16 protein-coding genes are annotated in these 16,770 nt (G+C 65.1%); 9 read left to right on the plus strand and 7 right to left on the minus strand.

The window, feature by feature from the left end; all coding sequences use genetic code 11:
• Positions 1–2: 2 nt before the first annotated feature.
• The 4 genes from ACK2SD_RS14345 to ACK2SD_RS14360 form a co-directional block, all read right to left on the minus strand.
• On the minus strand, positions 3–1,487 hold the full coding sequence (locus ACK2SD_RS14345) for an AMP-binding protein (protein WP_412460110.1): 1,485 nt from the start codon (positions 1,485–1,487) through the stop codon (positions 3–5).
• Positions 1,484–2,416, minus strand: a complete 933-nt coding sequence (locus tag ACK2SD_RS14350; protein ID WP_412460111.1) for a TauD/TfdA family dioxygenase — start codon at positions 2,414–2,416, stop codon at positions 1,484–1,486. The genes ACK2SD_RS14345 and ACK2SD_RS14350 overlap by 4 nt, the downstream gene beginning before the upstream one ends.
• Positions 2,417–2,656: 240 nt before the next feature.
• Positions 2,657–3,595, minus strand: a complete 939-nt coding sequence (locus tag ACK2SD_RS14355; RefSeq protein WP_116888067.1) for a LysR family transcriptional regulator — start codon at positions 3,593–3,595, stop codon at positions 2,657–2,659.
• 25 nt (positions 3,596–3,620) lie between these two features.
• Complete coding sequence (locus ACK2SD_RS14360; protein ID WP_029614061.1) at positions 3,621–4,127, minus strand: MarR family winged helix-turn-helix transcriptional regulator; 507 nt, start codon at positions 4,125–4,127, stop codon at positions 3,621–3,623.
• Between the two features lie 120 nt (positions 4,128–4,247).
• On the opposite strand from ACK2SD_RS14360, the gene ACK2SD_RS14365 reads away from it, so the two are divergent.
• The 3 genes from ACK2SD_RS14365 (at position 4,248) to ACK2SD_RS14375 (ending at position 7,453) form a co-directional block, all read left to right on the plus strand.
• Positions 4,248–4,574, plus strand: a complete 327-nt coding sequence (locus ACK2SD_RS14365; protein WP_162889513.1) for a hypothetical protein — start codon at positions 4,248–4,250, stop codon at positions 4,572–4,574.
• A 1-nt stretch (position 4,575) separates the two neighbouring features.
• On the plus strand, positions 4,576–5,742 hold the full coding sequence (locus ACK2SD_RS14370; RefSeq protein WP_412460112.1) for an MFS transporter: 1,167 nt from the start codon (positions 4,576–4,578) through the stop codon (positions 5,740–5,742).
• 298 nt (positions 5,743–6,040) lie between these two features.
• On the plus strand, positions 6,041–7,453 hold the full coding sequence (locus ACK2SD_RS14375; RefSeq protein ID WP_412462318.1) for a purine-cytosine permease family protein: 1,413 nt from the start codon (positions 6,041–6,043) through the stop codon (positions 7,451–7,453).
• 49 nt (positions 7,454–7,502) lie between these two features.
• Here the strand turns inward: ACK2SD_RS14375 and ACK2SD_RS14380 are convergent, their stop codons facing one another.
• Positions 7,503–7,796, minus strand: a complete 294-nt coding sequence (locus tag ACK2SD_RS14380) for a DUF1330 domain-containing protein (protein ID WP_029614062.1) — start codon at positions 7,794–7,796, stop codon at positions 7,503–7,505.
• A gap of 76 nt (positions 7,797–7,872) precedes the next feature.
• Here ACK2SD_RS14380 and ribBA point away from each other — a divergent pair, with 76 nt between their 5' ends.
• The 6 genes from ribBA to yghU all read left to right on the plus strand — a co-directional run bounded on the left by ribBA (position 7,873) and on the right by yghU (position 14,139).
• Positions 7,873–8,994: a bifunctional 3,4-dihydroxy-2-butanone-4-phosphate synthase/GTP cyclohydrolase II gene (gene ribBA, locus ACK2SD_RS14385; protein WP_412460113.1), complete on the plus strand. Its 1,122-nt coding sequence runs from the start codon at positions 7,873–7,875 to the stop codon at positions 8,992–8,994.
• Positions 8,995–9,201: 207 nt separating this feature from the next.
• The gene (locus tag ACK2SD_RS14390; RefSeq protein WP_039577262.1) at positions 9,202–10,227 is read left to right on the plus strand and encodes a polyamine ABC transporter substrate-binding protein; all 1,026 of its coding nucleotides are present in this window, start codon (positions 9,202–9,204) and stop codon (positions 10,225–10,227) included.
• Entirely contained in the window at positions 10,224–11,135 is a 912-nt protein-coding gene (locus ACK2SD_RS14395) for an ABC transporter permease (protein WP_029614065.1), read from the plus strand. Before ACK2SD_RS14390 ends, ACK2SD_RS14395 begins: the two co-directional genes overlap by 4 nt.
• A 6-nt stretch (positions 11,136–11,141) precedes the next feature.
• Positions 11,142–11,951 carry an ABC transporter permease gene (locus tag ACK2SD_RS14400; protein WP_029614066.1) on the plus strand — a complete coding sequence of 270 codons (810 nt, stop codon included), beginning with the start codon at positions 11,142–11,144 and terminating at the stop codon, positions 11,949–11,951.
• Positions 11,952–11,969: 18 nt separating this feature from the next.
• Positions 11,970–13,118 (plus strand): ABC transporter ATP-binding protein, encoded by a 1,149-nt coding sequence (locus tag ACK2SD_RS14405; RefSeq protein WP_412460114.1) that lies wholly within the window; start codon positions 11,970–11,972, stop codon positions 13,116–13,118.
• A 181-nt stretch (positions 13,119–13,299) separates the two neighbouring features.
• Positions 13,300–14,139 carry a glutathione-dependent disulfide-bond oxidoreductase gene (gene yghU / locus ACK2SD_RS14410; RefSeq protein WP_412460115.1) on the plus strand — a complete coding sequence of 280 codons (840 nt, stop codon included), beginning with the start codon at positions 13,300–13,302 and terminating at the stop codon, positions 14,137–14,139.
• Positions 14,140–14,181: 42 nt separating this feature from the next.
• Here the strand turns inward: yghU and zwf are convergent, their stop codons facing one another.
• Positions 14,182–15,675 (minus strand): glucose-6-phosphate dehydrogenase, encoded by a 1,494-nt coding sequence (gene zwf, locus ACK2SD_RS14415; protein ID WP_029614068.1) that lies wholly within the window; start codon positions 15,673–15,675, stop codon positions 14,182–14,184.
• The gene (gene gnd, locus ACK2SD_RS14420) at positions 15,672–16,655 is read right to left on the minus strand and encodes a phosphogluconate dehydrogenase (NAD(+)-dependent, decarboxylating) (RefSeq protein WP_039577253.1); all 984 of its coding nucleotides are present in this window, start codon (positions 16,653–16,655) and stop codon (positions 15,672–15,674) included. Before gnd ends, zwf begins: the two co-directional genes overlap by 4 nt.
• Positions 16,656–16,770 lie beyond the last annotated feature (115 nt).

The raw sequence follows: 16,770 nt of genomic DNA on the forward strand, positions 1-16,770 counted from the left end.
TCTTAGGTGTACAAACGGTCGATGAAGTGCGCTTCGATCTCGGCCCGGCGTGGGCGACCGGTCACGGTGTAGAAGCGCTCACGGAACGTGGCGATGTCGTCGATCACACGCAGCCGCCTGACCCGCGCGAAATCAGCCAGGCGTGGCTCCAGACGGGTCATCTCGTTCCGTACGGCCGCCTCGTCGGCAGTGCTCAGCACCAGCGCGCACGGCTCGTCACGGCCCTCGCCCATGACGATCATGTCGTCGATCAGCGGGCTCTCCTTGTAGACGTTCTCCACCCATTCCGGCGAAATGTTGCGCGCCGTCGAGAGGATGATCACGTGCTTCTTGCGCCCGGTGATGTACAGGAAACCCTCGCGCAACTCGGCGATGTCGCCGGTGTGCAAGTAGCCGTCGGACAGGTCGCAGGCGGTGTCGTCGGCGTTGTAGTAGCCGGCGCACAGGGTCGGGGTCTTCACCAGCAACTCGCCATCGACCAGTTTCGGCTCGATGCCGTCGAGCAGCGTGCCGGCCGAGCCGATGCGGCGTTGGGCGGGAGAGTTGAGCGAGATGATCGACGAGTTTTCGCTCAGGCCGTAGGCCTCGAACACCTGAACCCCGTGCGCGTCCAGCGCGTGCAACACACTGGCAGGCATCTTCGCGCCGCCGGTGATGATGTGTGGCGCGCCGGGACCGAACAGTTGCTCGACGCTGGCGCCCTGCTCCAGCAACAGATTGGCCTCCTCCAGCAACTTGGGCGGCAGGTACAGGAAGTTGGGCCGGTTCGGTGCGATCAACTCCAGATAGTGACGGGCATTGCCGCTGGCCGCACCGTACTCGGCCACCCCTTCGGGCATCAGGGTCAGGCTGCCGCCGGAAAGCAGTGGGATGAACACCCCCAATACCTGTTCGATCAACAGGCTCATGGGCACGATGGAAAAGTAGTGCAGCGGCTGCGGCGGTAGGCGCTTGAACACGTTGTCCACCAGCAGACCGACCGCTTCGTCGCGGATCATCACGCCCTTGGGCCGCGAGGTGGTGCCGGAGGTATGAATCACCGAGACGATGCCGGCGGGCAGCAACTCGTCGTCCTGCGTCCAGGGCTCGCCAGGCCCCTGTGCCATCAACTGGCGGGGAATGAAGCTGGGTTTTTCCGGCAGGATGCGTTGCAGGCGCCCGGCAGTGCCCTGGTCGCTGACGAACACCGCCGCTGCTTTGCCGAGCAAGCTGCCGATCTGGTCGTCGGAGAACTCGATTGGCACCGGCAACAGCACACCACCAACTTTCTGAATCGCCAGCAGGGTGTAGACCCACTCATAGCTCGAGCGCATGGCGATGCCGAAGACCTTGCGCTGGCAGTCGCCGACCCGCGCTTGCAGGGCATCGGCCAAGCGCTGCACGTCGTCGCGCAGGCCGTGCAGGGTGTAGCTGCGCCCGTGCATTTCGCGGATCGCCACGCGATCAGGGGTGCTGGCCAGGTAGCGTTGCATCATCTGGCTGATCATTGCTCGGCTCCTGCCAGACGGTAGCTCTGGGCGCCGAAGATGCGCCGGGCAAGATCGTCCAGACGGCGACGGCCATGCATGACCCGGGTGTTGTCGACGACCATGATGTCGCCCTTTTTCCAGAAGTGACTGTAGGTGTTGCGGGCAGTCACTTCCTTGATTTCGTCCCAGATCTCCAATGCGATGGCCTCGCCGTCAGCCCAGGTGATGCGTGGCGGCTCGTAGTTGACGCTGGGGCCGAGCATGGAGTTGCAGAACGCCTGACGGCCGCTGAAGGCGCTGGTTTCCACGGCGCTGATGATCAGTTGCGAGGCGATCAGGTTCTGGTCGATGCGCCGATAGGTCTGGCCGGCCACCTGCTGGTTGACCTGCTCCAGGTGCTCGTCGGTGATGCTCTCCAGCGGCAGTTGCAATTCGATGCTCAGGAACCGTCGCACGTTGTTCCAGGGAATGCGCCGGGCGTAGCGGATGGGCTGGGTCTGGAAGCGCTTGCGGGTACTCGGCGACAGGTCGAACAGCACCCGCTCGCCGTCGCACAGCGTGGTTTCGGAGCCGACGGCGGCCGCCTCCAGGCAGTAGAACCACTGCAGGTCCGGGTTGAACGGCAGGTTGCCGTTCTCCCGGTGCAGACCCATTTCGTGAACGCCGGCGTCGATTTCGGCGGTATTGGTCGTGGCCGCCTGGCGTGCTGGATCGAAGGTCACGCGCGAGGAATGGGCGCTGACGAAGTCGTTGAAGTGCTCGAGCGAATCGGCGAAATCGCGGTAGATCACCGCGCCGCTGTGGGCCAGATCCTCATAGAGGTCCGCCGTGCTCATCGAGTCGAAGACGCGCAGTCCCGGTTCGACGGCATGAATGCACTCGAAGCCGTAGCACGGGGTGGGCTGACGGTAGAAGGGTAGGATTCTCGGTTGTGTATAGGCCAGCATCTGACATCTTCCTTGGGAAATGGATTACAGACAGGCGAGCAATCCGCCGCCTGACCAGACCAAGGTAGGGGAAATGCCGGGTGGGCTGGTTTCAAGAAACCGAAAGCCCTGATCAAAAATTAAAACCCTCTGCGCAACAGGGAACGTGCCTGCGCCGACGGTGGTCGGGGCGCACGACGGGGAGTTGTTCATTTTCGGTTCACTCATCCTGAGCACCTGTAGTCCTTGTTCGTCAGCGCCTCAACTGGCCCGAAGCAACTCGCTCGCCACATCCTGGATCAGGGTGCGCAGGCTGGCGACGTCGCCGCTGAGGCTGCGGTCGCGCGACCAGATCATGTCCACCGTGAACACCGGAAAGCCCATCGGCGGCTGGCATTGCATCACCCCCTCGGGGATACGCAAGTGCGCGAGCAGACGCGCCGGCAGCGACACGGTGGCGGGCACCGCCGCGAGTATGTTGACGCAGGCCTGGTAGCCATTGGCGCGCACCAGCACGTTGCGGGTGCGACCGATCTTCTCCAGCCAGCCATCGACCATGTTTTTTTCCGAGATCCACGGCGTGGGAAAAACGTGCGCCGATTGACAGAATTCGTCCAGGCTCATGACCCCCGGCTGAGCCAGGCCCCGCTCGCTGGTCAAGCAGACGAATCCGTCACTGAGCACCGGCTGCCATTGCAGTTCCGGATGCAACTGGTGGTAGCTGGGGCCAAAGCCGATGGCCAGGTCGATATCACCGGCGATCAGCCGATCCACCGGCAGGTCGCGACTCAGCCGCTCCAGGTGCAGCGAGGTGTTGGCGTGGCTGCGCGACAGGCTGGCCAAGGCCTGTGGCAGAAAGGCCAACTCGAAGTACTCCGGCGCGCACAGACGCCAGATCCGTGGCATGGCCACCCCATCGGCGGATGCATCGGCTTCGGCGCAGCGGTTGACCGATTCGATCACCACGCGCAGGTACGGGGCGATCTTTTCTGCCTTGGCCGTGGGCTGCAGCAAGCCTTGCGACGAGGCGAACAGGGTGTCGTCGAAGCATCCGCGCAGGCGCTTGAGGCAGTAGCTCACGGTCGGTTGGCTGACATTCATCAGTTCGGCCGTGCGCTTGGCGCTGCGGTGTTCCAGCAGGTTGAGAAACACCACGATGTCCTGCAGGTCGAGCTGCTTCAGGTAATTGCTGTGCAGCACGCACAGGTCTCCTCGCCAATGGGATTCATGGGATGGGTTCGCCATCTTCGGGCAGCGCCGCCAGCATGCGCTTGAGCATGCGTGCCAACGCCTCGCGCTCCTCCGGCGCCAGGGAAGAGAGAAACTGGTTCTGCAGCGCGGTATGGCTGCCGACAGCCTGCTCGATGCTGTGCAGGCCCTGGGCGGTGAGCGCCACCTTGTAGCTGCGCTTGTCGGCGGCGTCATGGAGTTGTTCGATCATGCCGGCGTCCTTGAGCCGGTTGAGGCGGTTGGTCATCGCCCCAGAGGTGATCAGCAGTGAGTTGTACAGTTCGGTCGGCGTGAGTTGATAGGGCGCACCGGCACGGCGCAGCGTCGCCATTACATCGAACTCACCCTCCTTGAAACCGTATTGTTCCAGCACCGCGCCGCGCCGGCGCTCCAGGTGCTTCTGCAGGCGCGCCATGCGCCCGAACACCTCCATGGACGAGGCGTCCACCGAGGGCATCGCCTGCGCCCACTGCGCGACGACGAAATCGACATGATCTTTCATTGCGTCACCGTTCGTTCACCCTGAACTGTATGGGCCATATCCCTGCCATCACCTGGCGCTTCCCAAGTATCTTAACGTTAAGTTATCTTGATATGCACGAGTTATGAACCGGGAGAGGACATGGCGTTCTTCGAACACGACCGAAATCGCGATCGCGACATTCACGCCGGGTCCGGCGTCACTGCGCGATTGCCGCGCGGCCGGGGCACTACCGACCGGCCTGGGCGCAATGCGCTGGCGGTGCCGCTGAGCCTGGGGCGCCGCGCAATCGTACCCGACCTGCGCGTCGACAGCGCGCCCATCGCCTCGAAGTACGCTCGACCGCTCTCCCGGGACAGTGCCCACGTACACCTCAATACCCTTGCAGGTCACCCTCATGTCTTCAACGTTTCCCATGCCCCGGCAGTCCACCGGGCACGTTCTGGTTTCCTGCAGGAGTTGCACTGAAATGGGCGATACCCCTTCCAAAGCCTGCGTGGTGGTCCTGGCGCTGCTGGTGGGCATCAACCTGCGGCCGATCATGGCCTCGATCGGACCGTTGCTCGATGTGCTGCAGGCCGACCTGGGCCTGAGCAACCTGCAGGGCGGCCTGCTGACCACGCTGCCGGTGATGATGATGGGCCTGTTCGCCCTCGCCGGTCCGTGGCTGCAACGCCGGGTCGGCGAGGTCAGGGGCGTGGCCATGGGCATGACCCTGATCGCGGCGGCCTGCGCGGTGCGCACCTATGTCGAGTCGTCCGCCGCGCTGATCGCCAGCGCCGCTGTGGGCGGGATTGGCATCGCCGTGATCCAGTCGCTGATGCCGGCCTACATCAAGCGCAATCATCCGCACAGCGCCGGTATGCTCATGGGCCTGTTCACCACGGGCATCATGGCCGGGGCGGCGCTGGCCGCAGCCCTGGCCGCCCCCAGCGCCGGCATGCTGGGCTGGAACCTGACCCTGGGCTATGCCGCGTTGCCGGCGATGATCGCCTTGATCGCCTGGCTGCTGGCGGCCGGCCATGTACATGGCCAGGCGTCGGCCGCTGCACTGCCCTGGCGCAGCGGCCGTGCCTGGTTGCTGTTGGTGTTCTTCGGGATCGGCACCGGGGCCTACACGCTGGTGCTGGCCTGGCTGCCACCGTTCTTCGTCGAGCTGGGCTGGCCGGCGAGAAGCGCCGGTTATCTGCTGGGCGCGCTGACCATCACCGAGGTCATCGCCGGGCTGTTGGTGTCGGCGCTGATTCACCGTTATCCGGATCGCCGCCGGCCTTTGGCACTGGTGATCCTGCTGCTGATCGGCGGCCTGCTGTGCCTGATGACCGCGCCGCTGACGCTGTACCTGCTGGCCGTGCTGTGCCTGGGGCTGGGCATCGGCGCACTGTTCCCACTGTCGCTGATCGTGACCCTCGACCGCGCCCGCTCGCCGGCCGAAGCCGGATCGCTGCTGGCCTTCGTGCAAGGCGGCGGCTACCTCATCGCCGCGAGCATGCCCGTGGTGGCCGGGGTGGTACGCGACCAACTCAGCTCCTTGCATTGGGCCTGGGCAGTGATGGCGATGGCTGCCGGGCTGCTGCTGGTCCTGAGCACCTGGCTACGCCCGGTGAGGCCTGAGCGCACCCTGGCACACGCCTGACGCCGAGCGATCAGGGCCACTCGCGGTCCTGATCGCCTGGCACTGAAATCGCTCACCTGGGCACCCGCGCGGTGCATAGCGTGGAGCCAACCCCGCCACGGCGCCCTCTCCTGCACGCTCGCCACGTCGAATCCTGCCCCATTCGCGAACGTAGCTTTTTTAACGTTCGTAAGCACAAATTTACTAATTTCTCCTTCCCCCTCCGCGCTCCATGATCGCTTCCAACAAGAACGCGCCGCCTTCTGCCGGCGCGCATCCGGGCACCCGTGAAGTGCCCATCCTTGCCTTGGAGTTCCTCATGACCAGCGCAGCGCCTGCGGCCCCCCTCATCGAAAAACACACGATCGGATACGTGCCCCCCGAAGACCGCCATGGAAAGGTCAAGGACCTGTTCACCCTGTGGTTCGGCGGCAACATCGCGCCGCTGCCCATCGTCACCGGCGCCCTGGGCGTGCAGTTGTTCCACCTGAACCTGGTGTGGGGCATCGTCGCCATTCTGGTCGGTCACCTGCTCGGCGGCGTGCTGATGGCGCTGCACTCGGCGCAAGGCCCGCAAATGGGGATTCCGCAGATGATCCAGAGCCGCGCCCAGTTCGGCAGCCTTGGCGCATTGCTGGTGGTGGTGATCGCCGGGGTGATGTACATCGGTTTCTTCGCTTCCAACATCGTGCTGGCGGGCAAGTCGCTGCACGGCGTGGTCGACAGTGTGCCGGTGCCGGTGGGGATCGTCATCGGCGCGCTGGGCTCGGGCATCATCGGCATCATCGGCTACCGCTTCATCCACGTGCTCAATCGCATCGGCACCTGGGTGTTGGGCGCGGGCATCGGGATCGGCTTCGTCTACATCTTCACCCATGTTCAGAGCGACGACTTCCTCACCCGCGGCGGCTTCAACCTCTCCGGCTGGCTGGCCACCGTGTCGCTGGCAGCGCTATGGCAGATCGCCTTCGCGCCCTATGTGTCGGACTACTCGCGCTACCTGCCGGCCGATGTGAAAGTGTCCTCGACCTTCTGGACCACCTACCTGGGCTCGGTCTTGGGCTCGAGCCTGTCGTTCATCTTTGGGGCCGTGGCGGTGCTGGCGATTCCCGCAGGCATGGACACCATGGACGCGGTCAAGCTGGCCACCGGCACCCTCGGTCCACTGATGCTGGTGCTGTTCCTGCTCAGCGTAATCAGCCACAACGCCCTCAACCTGTATGGTGCGGTGCTGTCGATCATCACCCTGGTGCAGACCTTCGCCTACCGCTGGATCCCCACTGCCCGCGCGCGCGCCGTGCTGTCGCTGATGGTGCTGGCGGCGTGCAGCGTGGTGGCGGTGTTCGCCTCCTCGGACTTCATCGGCCACTTCGTCGACATGGTCCTGGTGCTGCTGGTGGTACTGGTGCCGTGGACGGCGATCAACCTCATCGACTTCTACGCGATCCACAAAGGCCAATACGACATCCAGTCGATCTTCCAGGTCGATGGCGGCCGCTATGGGCGCTACAACCCGCAGGCGCTGATTGCCTACACGATTGGCATCCTGGTGCAGATCCCGTTCATGAACACGCCGCTGTACGTCGGCCCGGTCTCGGCGCACATCGACGGCGCCGACCTGTCCTGGCTGGTCGGGCTGGCGGTGACCACACCGCTGTACGCGTGGCTGGCGAGCCGCGACAGTGCCTACCGCCGCCGCCAACGTGGCACCGAGCTGGCCACAGGACACTGAGACTGACCCGTAGCCATCGCGCCTGCTTGGCAGGCGCATCCACCGAAGACTACGGCTCGAACCCTTCCACGATGATGACCTCGGCCATGGCCGCGCCGTGCCGATACTGGCAGGCGTCCTGATAGAGATCCGACCGATAGCAGGCCAACGCCTGCTCGTACGAATCGAACTCGATCACCACGCTGCGTTGCGGCGTGGTCCTTCCCTCCAACGCCTCGCTCTGGCCCCCCCGGGCCAGAAAACGTCCGCCGTAAGCCGCGAACGCCGCAGGCGCGCGCTGGGTGTACTGCTGATACTGCTGCGGGTCGGTGACCTCTACGTGGGCGATCCAATAGGCCTTCATCCAGCGCGCTCCTCTTAGGGTGATTTATGTATTATGGTATACCACAATACTCCACCGATCATCGCGAGCGTGCAACATGGCCTTCAACCGCATCGAAGAACTTCTCGAAGACTACCGCCAGGGCAAGATGGTCCTGCTGGTGGACGATGAAGACCGGGAAAACGAAGGCGACCTGCTGATCGCCGCCGAATGCTGCAGCGCCCAGGTCATCAACTTCATGGCGCGCGAAGCACGCGGGCTGATCTGCCTGACCCTCACCGACGAGCACTGCCAACGCCTGGGCCTGGAGCAGATGGTGCCCAGCAACGCCAGCGCCTTTGGCACGGCGTTCACGGTGTCGATCGAGGCGGCCAACGGCGTCACCACCGGCATCTCCGCCGCCGACCGGGCGCGCACCGTGGCCGCCGCCATGGCCGCCGATGCCCGCCCTGAAGACCTGGTGCAGCCCGGTCATATCTTTCCCCTGCGGGCCCGCGAGGGCGGTGTGCTGACCCGCGCGGGCCACACCGAAGCCGGCTGCGACCTGGCGCGCCTGGCCGGCTTCGCCCCAGCCTCGGTAATCGTCGAAGTGCTCAACGACGACGGCAGCATGGCGCGGCGCCCGGACCTGGAGCGCTTCGCCGCCCAGCACGGCATCAAGATCGGCACCATCGCCGACCTGATCCACTACCGCCTGAGCACCGAGCAGACCGTCAAACGCATCGGCGAACGCGAACTGCCGACCGTGCATGGCACCTTCCGCCTGGTCACCTTCGAGGACCGCATCGAAGGCGGCGTGCACATGGCCATGGTCATGGGCCAGATTCACCGCGAGCAACCGACCCTGGTGCGTGTGCATGTCATCGATCCCCTGCGCGACCTGGTCGGCGCCGAGTATGCCGGCCCTGCCAACTGGACCTTGTGGGCAGCGTTGCAACGGGTGGCCGCCGAAGGCAGCGGTGTGGTGGTGGTGCTGGCCAATCACGAATCGTCCCAGGCCCTGCTCGAACGGGTGCCGCACCTCATCCAGGCGCCGCGGCCGTACCAGCGTGGGCAAACCAAGGTGTACTCGGAGGTCGGCACCGGGGCGCAGATCCTGCAGGACCTGGGCGTGGGCAAGCTGCGCCATCTGGGGCCGCCGCTCAAATATGCCGGGCTGGCCGGGTATGAACTGGAAGTCGTGGAGAGCGTGCCATTCGAGCCCACTGTGCTCGCGTGAGGGGGTGACGCAGTGATGGCCGGTCGCCAACTCCCTCTTGCGAAAAGTTTGGAATACCATAATATGATATCCCGTAGACCTTAATGCTACCGGCCGTGCCTACACTCACACCACGGCCAGATTCCACTCGAAATAGCGGCTCCCGAATACAATGGGCGGGCGCGACACAGCCCCGCCTCGAATAACAAAAGTCACGAGGGCGTAACCATGCTGTTGAGTAAACGCGTCACCGCAGTGCTGTCCGCCAGCCTGCTGTCCCTGGCCTGCCAGACCACCCAGGCCGCCGACAGCCTGAACTTCGTCAGTTGGGGCGGGACCACCCAGGACGCCCAGAAACAGGCATGGGCCGACCCCTTCAGCAAGAGCAGCAACATCAAGGTCGTGCAGGACGGCCCCACCGACTACGGCAAGCTCAAGGCCATGGTCGAAAGCGGCAACGTGCAGTGGGACGTGGTCGATGTGGAAGCGGATTTCGCCTTGCGCGCGGCCAGCGAAGGCCTGCTCGAACCGCTGGACTTCAACACCCTCCAGCGCGACAAGATCGACCCGCGCTTCGTCTCCGACCACGGCGTCGGTTCGTTCTTCTTCTCCTTCGTGCTCGGCTACAACGAAGGCAAGCTCGGCGCCAACAAGCCGGTGGACTGGAGCGCGCTGTTCGACACCCAGACCTATCCAGGCAAACGCGCCCTGTACAAGTGGCCAAGCCCCGGCGTGCTGGAGCTGGCCCTGCTGGCCGATGGCGTCCCGGCCGACAAGCTCTACCCGCTCGATCTGGACCGCGCCTTCAAGAAGCTCGACACCATCAAGAAAGACATCGTCTGGTGGGGCGGCGGTGCCCAGTCACAGCAACTGCTGGCCTCCGGCGAAGCGACCCTGGGGCAGTTCTGGAATGGCCGGCTCTATGCCCTGCAGCAAGACGGCGCGCCGGTGGGCGTGAGCTGGAAACAGAACCTGGTCATGGCCGACTTCCTGGTCATTCCCAAAGGCGCCAAGAACAAGGACGCGGCCATGAAGTTCCTGGCCAACGCCAGCAGTGCCAAAGGCCAGGCCGACTTCGCCAACGCCACCGCCTACGCCCCGGTCAACCTCGACAGCATCCAGCGCCTGGACCCGCAACTGGCACCTAACCTGCCGACCGCCCACGCCCAGGATCAGGTGACCCTCGACTTCGCCTACTGGGCCAAGAACGGCCAGGCCATCGCCGCGCGCTGGAACGAGTGGCTGGTCAAATGAAAGTCGCCATCAATGCCCTGCATAACGCCCAAGGTGCCGACCCCGGCACCCCGCGGGCGGCCTTGCGCCGCGTGCCCCTGAGCCAGCGCTGGCGGGGCAGCGGCAACCTGCTGCCGGCGCTGCTGTTCCTCGGCCTGTTCTTCTTCGTGCCGCTGATCGGCCTGCTGCTGCGCGGCGTGCTGGAGCCGGTGCCGGGGCTGGGCAACTACGAACAACTGTTCGCCAACTCCGCCTACGCACGGGTGCTGTTCAACACCTTCTCAGTGGCCGGCCTGGTGACGTTGATCAGCGTGCTGCTGGGCTTTCCGCTGGCCTGGGCGATCACCCTGGTGCCGCGTGGCTGGGGTCGCTGGCTGCTGAACATCGTGCTGCTGTCGATGTGGACCAGCCTGCTGGCGCGGACCTACTCCTGGCTGGTGCTGCTGCAGGGCTCGGGGGTGGTCAACAAGCTGCTGATGGCCCTGGGCATCATCGACGCCCCGCTGGAGATGGTGCACAACCTCACCGGCGTGGTGATCGGCATGAGCTACATCATGATCCCGTTCATCGTCCTGCCCTTGCAGGCGACCATGCAGGCCTTGGACCCGATGGTGCTGCAGGCCGGTTCGATCTGCGGCGCCAGCCCCTGGACCAACTTCTGGCGGGTGTTCATTCCGCTGTGCCGCTCGGGGCTGTTCTCCGGTGCGCTGATGGTGTTCGTGATGTCGCTCGGTTACTACGTCACCCCGGCCCTGCTGGGCGGTGCGCAGAACATGATGCTGCCTGAGTTCATCATCCAGCAGGTGCAGTCGTTCCTGAACTGGGGCCTGGCCAGCGCCGCGGCGGCACTGCTGGTGGCCATCACCCTGGTGCTCTTCTACCTGTACCTGAAGCTGCAGCCGGAATCCCCGGTCGGCAATGCGAGGTAATCCGTCATGCTCCTGTCCCCCAACGCCATGGGTCGTCCGCTGCGCACGGGCCTGTACCTGACCACCGGGATCATCGCCGCCTTCCTGCTGCTGCCGGTGGTGTTCATCGTGCTGCTGTCGTTCGGTTCCTCGCAGTGGCTGGTGTTCCCGCCGCCCGGCTGGACCGTCAAGTGGTACACCCAGTTCTTCTCCAACCCCGAGTGGATGGACGCCGCCCTGGCCAGCCTCAAGGTCGCCGTGCTCACCACCATCGCCGCCGTGGCCCTGGGCCTGCCCACCGCCTTCGCCTTGGTGCGTGGGCGTTTCCCCGGGCGCGAAATGCTCTACGGTCTGTTCACCCTGCCCATGATCGTGCCTTTGGTGATCATCGCCGTGGCGGTCTACGCGCTGTTTCTCAAGCTCGGCTACACCGGCACGCTGTTCGCCTTCGTGGTCAGCCATGTGATCGTCGCCCTGCCCTTCACCATCATCTCGATCATCAACTCGCTGAAGCTGTTCGATCAGTCGATCGAGGATGCAGCGGTGATCTGTGGCGCCTCGCGACTGCAGGCGGTGTTCAAGGTGACCTTCCCGGCGATTCGCCCCGGCATGATCGCCGGCGGACTGTTCGCCTTCCTGGTGTCCTGGGATGAAGTGGTGCTCAGCGTGATGATGGCCAGCCCTGACCTGCAGACCCTGCCGGTGAAGATGTGGACCACCCTGCGCCAGGACCTGAGCCCGGTGATCGCCGTGGCTTCGACCCTGCTGATCGGCCTGTCGATCCTGGTCATGGTCATCGCCAGCGCCCTGCGCCGTCGCAACGAAATCAACGCCTGAGTGCCGGAGACAACAACCATGAGTGCAGTCATCCAAGACACCGCGCAGGGCAAGACCCTGGTCAGCCTGCGCAACCTGAACAAGCACTACGGCGACTTCGCCGCGGTCGACGACATCAGCCTGGACATCCAGGACGGCGAGTTCCTCACCTTCCTCGGCTCCAGCGGCTCGGGCAAGTCCACCACGCTGTCGATGCTGGCCGGTTTCGAGACGCCCAGCAGCGGGCAGATCCTGGTCGACGGCCAGTCGCTGGTCAACGTGCCGCCGCACAAGCGCGACATCGGCATGGTGTTCCAGCGCTACTCGCTGTTCCCGCACCTGAGCGTGCGCGACAACATCGCGTTCCCGCTGACCATCCGCAAGCTGGCCAGCACCGAGATCGCCAAGCGCGTGGACGCCATGCTCAAGCTGGTGCAATTGGAATCGTTCGCCCATCGGCGCCCGGCGCAACTGTCCGGCGGCCAGCAACAGCGCGTGGCCATTGCTCGGGCGCTGGTGTACGAGCCGCGCATCCTGCTGATGGACGAACCGCTCGGCGCGCTGGACAAGAAACTGCGCGAGGACCTGCAGGACGAGTTGCGCCAGTTGCACCGGCGCCTGGGCATCACCATCGTCTACGTGACCCACGACCAGGAGGAGGCCATGCGCCTGTCCCAGCGCATCGCCATCTTCAGCCACGGCAAGATCGTCGGCCTGGGCAGCGGCTATGACCTCTACCAGAATCCGCCCAATGCGTTCGTTGCGTCGTTCCTGGGCAACTCCAACTTCCTGCGGGTCAGCGCCACCGGTCATGGTGCGGCGACCTTCGAAGGCCAACCCTTGGCGATCCGCCTGACCGCCGGGCTCGCCGCCGGTCAGCCGGCGCTGGTGATGGTGAGGCCGGAGAAGGCGTTGGCACTGAGCAGCGAGCAGGCGAGCCGCGAGCCACTGCCAGCAGGCTGGAACGAGGTCGAGGCCAAGGTCGGCGAACTGCTGTTCCTCGGCGAGAGCCAGACCTGCCATGTGCACACCGACGGTGGTACAGCGATGACGGTCAAGGCGCTGTCGGCGGCCGGCATGCCGATGCGCCCCGGTGACCGGGTGAAGGTGCGCTGGGCGGTGGCCGATGCGTGCGTCTACACCCAATGGGCCGAGAGCGACCTGAGCAAAGCGGCCGGCGCACACTGATCCGCACGAGGCCTGAAGCTGAAAGACGGCGCGCGCGGGTAAGCACCGTCTTTCAGATCACCGCTGCACTGCTACGGCAAGACTTCCCAGCACCGCTCATCCTGCCCTAGTCTTGTGCACCGAACCCTGATCGCATCCGGCGATCGCACAGGGATCGAAGACACTCAGGAGATGAGATCGGATGAGCAAAAGCCCCTACGTTCCCCCGAAGGTGTGGAAGAACGATGCCGCCTCAGGTGGCCAGTTCGCCAGCACCAACCGCCCGATCGCCGGCCCCACCCATGAACGCGAGTTGCCCGTGGGCGAGCAGCCGCTGCAACTGTATTCGTTGGCCACGCCCAATGGCGTGAAGGTCACCATCATGCTCGAAGAGCTGCTGGCTCTAGGGCATGCCGGCGCGGAGTACGACGCCTGGCTGATCCGCATCGGCGAGGGCGATCAGTTCTCCAGCGGCTTCGTGCAGGTCAACCCGAACTCGAAGATCCCCGCCCTGCTCGACCGCAGCGTCGAGCCGCCCGTGCGGGTGTTCGAATCCGGCTCGATCCTGCTGCACCTGGCGGAAAAATTCGGCGCCTTGCTGCCTGCCCACCCGGCAGCGCGCACCGAAACCTTGAACTGGCTGTTCTGGCAGATGGGCTCGGCGCCTTACCTGGGCGGCGGTTTCGGGCATTTCTACGTGTATGCACCGGAGAAGATCGAATACGCCATCAACCGCTTCAGCATGGAAGCCAAGCGTCAGTTGGACGTCCTGGAACGCCGCCTCGCCGAAAGCCCGTTCCTGGGCGGGGAACACTACAGCATCGCCGACATCGCGGTGTGGCCGTGGTACGGGCAATTGGTGCGTGGCAACTTGTATGGCGCGGCCGAATTCCTCTCGGTGCAGGACTACCCCAACGTGCAGCGCTGGGCCGACAGCATCGCCGCACGCCCGGCAGTGCAGCGTGGCACCCGGGTCAATCGCACCTGGGGCGAGCAAGACAGCCAGGTACCGGAGCGCCATTCGGCGGCCGACCTGGACTGAGTCACCCGCCAGGGCCGCACCGGCGGCCCTGGTTGTGTCACTTCACCCCAGGCGGTGCCATTCGCGCTTATCGCGGGTGAGCAATTCGTCACCCGCCTCCGGGCCGTCTTCGCCCGCCGCGTATTCGTGCACCTCACCGCCCTTGGCCCAGGCGTCGAGGAAGGGCTGCACCGCACGCCAACCGTTCTCGATGTTGTCGGCGCGCTGGAACAGCGTCTGGTCACCGGTCAGGCAGTCGTAGATCAGGGTTTCGTAGCCGGTGGCCGGGGTCATCTTGAAGAAATCCTTGTAGGCGAAACCCAGCTCGACGTTCTCCATCACCAGCTCCGGGCCGGGGCGCTTGGCCTGCAGATCGAACCACATGCCCTCGTTCGGCTGGATCTGGATCTTCAGGTAGTTGGGCTTGGGCCGCTCCAGCGCCGACTCGCGGAACTGCGCATACGGGGCCGGCTTGAAGCAGATGGCGATCTCGGTGTCGCGCACGCTCATGCGCTTGCCGGTGCGCAGGTAGAACGGCACGCCGGCCCAGCGCCAGTTGTCGATCATCACCTTCAGCGCCACGTAGGTCTCGGTACGGCTGTCCTTGTCGACGTTGCTTTCCTGGCGGTAACCGGCCAGGCGCTTGCCAGCGCCGTACTGCCCGCGCACCGAGTTCTTCAGGGCCAGCTTCGGCGTCCAGGGTCGGATCGCGCCAATCACCTTGGCCTTTTCACCGCGAACCGCATCGGCGCCAAACGCCGCGGGCGGCTCCATCGCCACCATCGCCAGCAACTGGAACAGGTGGTTGGGCACCATGTCGCGCAACGCGCCGGTGCTGTCATAGAACGCCCCGCGCGTCTCGACGCCAACGGTTTCGGCGGCGGTGATCTGCACATGGTCGATGTAATGGTTGTTCCAGAACGATTCGAACAGCCCGTTGGAGAAGCGGCTGACCAGAATGTTCTGCACCGTTTCCTTGCCCAGGTAATGGTCGATGCGGTAGATCTGCCGCTCGCTCATCACCTTCAGCAGGCACGCGTTGAGCGCCTCGGCGCTGGCCAGGTCGGTGCCGAAGGGTTTTTCCACCACCACCCGGCGGAAACCACCGCCGGACTCGTCGAGCAGCCCCGCTTCGCCCAGGCGCTGCGCCACTTCCGGGAAGAAGCGCGGCGAGGTGGCGAGGTAGAAAATGGCATTGCCGTGGCGGGTCTTGTCGATGCGCTTGCCCAGGGCCTGGTAAGTGGCCGGGTCGAGGAAGTCGCCGGTCTGGTAGTCGAGGCGCTTGGCCAGGCGCGCCCAGAGGTCGGGATCGAGGCTGGGCGGTGCGCCCTCGCCGCCTTTGTCGCGGCCAGCCATGAAGGCATGCAGGCGTTCGGCGAATTGTTCGGCGCTGGCTTCGTTGTGGTCGACGCCGACGATGCGCAGGTTGCGGTCCAACAGGCCGTCGCGGCTGAGGTTGTACAGCGCCGGCATCAACAGGCGCTTGACCAGGTCGCCATTGGCGCCGAAGAGGAACAGCGTGCAGGGCGGTGCAGCGGGCGTGGTTCGTTTGCTCATGGGCGTTTGTTCTCGACGTGGCCACCGAAGCCCAGGCGCATGGCAGACAGCACCTTGTCACCGAAGGTGCCTTGCTGCTGGCGTGAGCGGAAGCGCGCGAACAGCGCGCTGGACAGCACCGGAACCGGCACCGCCTGTTCCACGGCGGCGTCCACCGTCCAGCGACCTTCGCCGCTGTCGGACACCGAGCCGCTGAACTGGGCCAATTGCGGGTCGGCCACCAAGGCGTCGGCGGTCAGGTCCAGCAGCCACGAGGTGACCACGCTGCCGCGCCGCCACACCTCGGCGATCTCGGCCACGTTCAGGTCGAAGCGCTGGTCTTCCGGCAGCTCGTTGCCACCCTTGCTGCGCAGCAGGTCGAAGCCTTCGGCGTAGGCCTGCATCAAGCCGTACTCGATGCCGTTGTGCACCATCTTCACGTAGTGCCCGGCACCAGGTGGACCGGCGTGGATGTAACCATGTTCGGCACGCACCGGCTCGCCGCTGCGCCCGTGAGTGCGGGGAATGTCGCCGACGCCTGGGGCCAAGGCAGCGAACAGCGGCTCCAGACGCTCGAACACCTCACGCTCGCCGCCGATCATCATGCAGTAGCCGCGCTCCAGGCCCCAGACGCCGCCGGAGGTGCCCACGTCCAGGTAATGCAGGCCGCGCGTGGCCAGTTCGGCGGCGCGGCGCATGTCATCTTTGTAGAACGTATTGCCACCGTCGATGATCGCATCGCCCGGCTCGAGCAGGTCGGCCAACTGCGCGATGGTCTGCTCGGTCGGCTCGCCGGCCGGCAGCATCACCCAGACGGCACGCGGCGCCTGCAGCGCCTGGACCATGGCGGCGAGGTCGTCAACGCCTTGCGCGCCGTCGCCGGCCAAGGCCGTGACCGCGTCGCGGTTGCGATCGTGCACCACCGTCTGGTGGCCGGCGCGCATCAGGCGCCTTGCAATGTTGCCGCCCATGCGGCCCAGCCCGACGATTCCCAGTTGCATGTGCCGATGCTCCCTCTTTGCGAATGAATGACAACGCGGTTCGGTGATTCAGGTTAGTCCAGCGCGCCGCCCGAGGGTTCACCGACGAACGGCATGACCACGATAAACAAAAAAG

The sequence above is a fragment of the Pseudomonas sp. SC11 genome, from assembly GCF_047039205.1.
Classification (GTDB): Bacteria; Pseudomonadota; Gammaproteobacteria; order Pseudomonadales; family Pseudomonadaceae; genus Aquipseudomonas; species Aquipseudomonas boreofloridensis.